This is a genomic window from Streptomyces mutomycini, assembly GCF_001700505.1.
GTDB classification, from domain to species: domain Bacteria; phylum Actinomycetota; class Actinomycetes; order Streptomycetales; family Streptomycetaceae; genus Streptomyces; species Streptomyces mutomycini.
In genome coordinates, this window is record NZ_MAPV01000264.1 from 1 (window position 1) to 3,136 (window position 3,136).

The 3,136-nt window shown below is 66.6% G+C and carries 3 protein-coding genes and 1 tRNA gene; 2 read left to right on the forward strand and 2 right to left on the reverse strand.

The features are described 5' to 3' along the window. Positions 1-152 precede the first annotated feature (152 nt). Positions 153-1,226: a membrane protein gene (locus BFF76_RS28865; protein ID WP_031090460.1), complete on the reverse strand. Its 1,074-nt coding sequence runs from the start codon at positions 1,224-1,226 to the stop codon at positions 153-155. Positions 1,227-1,307: 81 nt separating this feature from the next. Between BFF76_RS28865 and BFF76_RS28870 the strand changes: the two genes are divergently transcribed. Further along, positions 1,308-1,760, forward strand: a complete 453-nt coding sequence (locus BFF76_RS28870; RefSeq protein ID WP_031090459.1) for a MarR family winged helix-turn-helix transcriptional regulator — start codon at positions 1,308-1,310, stop codon at positions 1,758-1,760. Positions 1,761-2,265: 505 nt separating this feature from the next. Here the strand turns inward: BFF76_RS28870 and BFF76_RS28875 are convergent. Then, a tRNA-Leu gene (locus BFF76_RS28875) sits at positions 2,266-2,348 on the reverse strand. Between the two features lie 315 nt (positions 2,349-2,663). On the opposite strand from BFF76_RS28875, the gene BFF76_RS28880 reads away from it, so the two are divergent. Next, the coding region (locus BFF76_RS28880) for a DUF3662 domain-containing protein (RefSeq protein ID WP_141695688.1) at positions 2,664-3,136 on the forward strand (473 nt) is incomplete at its 3' end.

Genomic DNA, 3,136 nt, shown 5'->3' on the forward strand with positions numbered 1-3,136 from the left:
CCCCCGGCCCCGGCACCACACCGACCCCGAGCCGCACCGACCCGAACCGGACCGACCCGCATGACCCAAGCCTCACACCCGAGCTTCGGCTCTCACAGGAACCCGGCGCAGGTGTTCACGCCCGGCGGCGCAGCCCCGGGCGACTCGCCGGGTCACACCCCGACGGCTTCTTCCATCTCCTCCTCGGCGCCCGCCGCCGCCCGCGCGGCGGCCACCTCACGGGCCTTCTCCTCGGACGCGCGACGCCGCTTCGCCTCGGCCAGGCCCGCCACACCCACGACGGCCAGTCCGGCCACGAACCACAGAGCCAGCACCAACAGGTGGCCGCTCAGGGAATGACCGCCGAAGTACACGTGGCTGCGTACTCCTTCGACGAAACCCGCGCCGTTCCAGAAGGAGTGCAGCGATCCGAAGAGGCCCGGCTGGAGTTCAGGCCGGAAGATGCCTCCGGAACTGGTGAAGTTGAGCATGACGAAGAGCAGCATCACGCCGAGCGTGGTCCACCGCTTCAGGAAGGTGTGCAGCCCCACCCCGATCAGCAGGATGCCCGCCGAGTAGAGCCACGCCATCGCCCAGAGTCCGCCGAGCCCGTGGTCCACCAGCCCGAAGACCGGCCCCGCGAGCGCCGCGCCAATCACGCTCACCACGAGCGAGGTGCCGATCGCCAGCCCGGCCCTGATCCACAGCGCCAGCACCGCACCCGCACCCCCGATCACCGCGACCGACGCGTACGACCCGATACTGACCGCCACCAGCAGGAAGAAAATCCCTTGTCCGGTGGGATCGCCGTCCGCGGTGGGCGCCACGTCCGTCACCTGGAGGGGCGCGCCCTGCTCGGCGGCGACCTCGGTGAAAACCTTCTGGACCACGGTCGCGCTGGTGTCCGACGAGGCCTTGGCCACCATGAGCCCAGGACTGCTGCCCGGCACATAGGCGCCGTAACTCTGCTGCGTCCTCAAGTGGTTCACCGCGATGTCCCGGTCCGCTACGGTACGCACACTCAATGCGCCGTGACCCTTGTCCTGCAAGGTCTGTGCAAGCACCTGCGCGCTTGCTCCCGAGCCGACAACATCCACCCTCAGGTCATGCGGCTCCGGGGCGTGAAAGGCCCCCAGATAAGCGAGTCCCATGCCGATACACATCAGCAACGGCGTTACGAGATGACTGAGCACATGACGCAGCTCACCGGCGGTCGAGCCGGGGGCCGAGAGCGAACCTGCGGACATTCGGCCACTCCTCCAGTAGTTGGCTTTTACAACTTCCACACTCGTTGTAGTATACAACTAAAGTTCGAGAAGGTGATTCACGTGGCAGACATCCCCCGGGAACGCGAGGAGTCCCTGGACGTCATCCAGCGCGAGCTGACCGCCTTCGCGCGCCGCGCACGGTCGGCCGCGGCTCGGCTCCACCCGGATCTGCCGCTGGTCTCGTACACCCTGCTCGCCCACATCGACTACCGGAACGGCTGCCGTGCGACCGACCTGGCGGCGCACTACATGCTCGACAAGTCAACGGTCAGCCGGCAGGTTGCGAGCCTTGAGAAGCTTGGCCTGGTCGAGCGCCACCCAGACCCGGACGACCAGCGCATCCAGGTGCTGCACCCCACTGCCGCAGGTACCCAGGCTCTCGCCTCTACGCAGGCCAGCCGGCGAGCCGCCTACCGGGAACGCCTCGGAACCTGGACCTCGGGCGATCTCGAACAGTTCGCGGAGTACCTCCTGCGCTACAACTCGGCGGGCGAAGAAACCCCACCCCTGTAGACGCACACACGCACCACCGCCTCCCGGGGTCACACCAACATCGGCGCCGGCCAGAACTCCACATCTGATGCGGTCACCGCCGGCGTCGCCGCAGCCAGGCGCCAACAGCACCCCGGCGGCGAGATTCGGTTCGCCGGAACGAGTGGAGAAGGCAAGACCCTTGCGGCGCGTCTCGCCGCCTGGCGGAGCGACACTCGCAGGCACCTGCACGAAAGACGCCTTCGGTACGGATCCGGCGTTTCACGTGAAACAGCAGCCCCCTTCGGCCACAGTTCCGTATCAGGTGCGTGCTTCATCACAACGCGCGCCTCGCCCGCTCGACTCGTCCGACACCACCACCCGCGCCCCGAGTCGAACAGCCCGGGCCCGCTCCAGGCGGGCCGGACCTGAAGGGCCACGCCGGACGTGAACCAGAGATCCAAAAAACGAAGAACCCCCGCCCCGGATCTCTCCGGTGCGGGGGTTCCGTCGAACCAACCCGGCAGTCGCAAGCGACTGCCTGTTGTGCGCGAGGGGGGATTTGAACCCCCACGTCCCTAAGGACACTGGCACCTGAAGCCAGCGCGTCTGCCGTTCCGCCACTCGCGCATGAGTGGTGTTTTCAGACTCTCTCACCGTGTGGTGTGAGCGCCTGGCGACATCCGGAAGATTAGCACGCTGGACAGGGTGGATTCACATCCGTTGTTTCCCCGGACCCAGGAGGGGAACCGGGAACGCGGAAAGCCTGGCCCCACTCCTCCTGAGTGCACCCGGAGTGCGGGACACTGTCAGGAGGCCACCTCTACGATCCGTGTGAGAGGTGACACTCATCCACTGTGGAGACAAGGGGAACCAGCCGATTTCCCTAGGCGTGGATACGATCAGTAAGCAGTACAGGGATGACGACACCGGAGGAGGTGCCCCATGGGAGTCATGAAGCGTTTCGAGCAGCGTCTCGAAGGTCTGGTCAATGGCACCTTCGCCAAGGTCTTCAAGTCCGAGGTGCAGCCGGTCGAGATCGCGGGAGCACTCCAGCGCGAGTGCGACAACAACGCCTCGATCTGGAACCGCGAGCGGACGGTCGTGCCCAACGACTTCATCGTCGAGCTCAGCACCCCGGACTACGAACGACTCAGCCCGTACTCCGGTCAACTCGGTGACGAGCTGTCCGGCCTCGTCCGGGACTACGCCAAGCAGCAGCGGTACACCTTCATGGGGCCGATCAAGGTTCACCTGGAGAAGGCGGACGACCTCGACACGGGTCTGTACCGCGTACGCAGCAGGACCTTGGCGTCGAGCTCGTCACAGCAGGGCCAGCAGGGCCCCGCTTCCCACGCCCAGCCGAACCGCCCCGCCGCCCCTCAGGGGCAGGGTGGTTACGGGTACCCGCCTGCTTC

Coding starts and splice junctions, on each gene's coding strand:
- BFF76_RS28865 (WP_031090460.1), bottom strand. CDS start 1,226: ATGTCCGCAGGTTCGCTCTCGGCCCCCGGCTCGACCGCCGGTGAGCTG.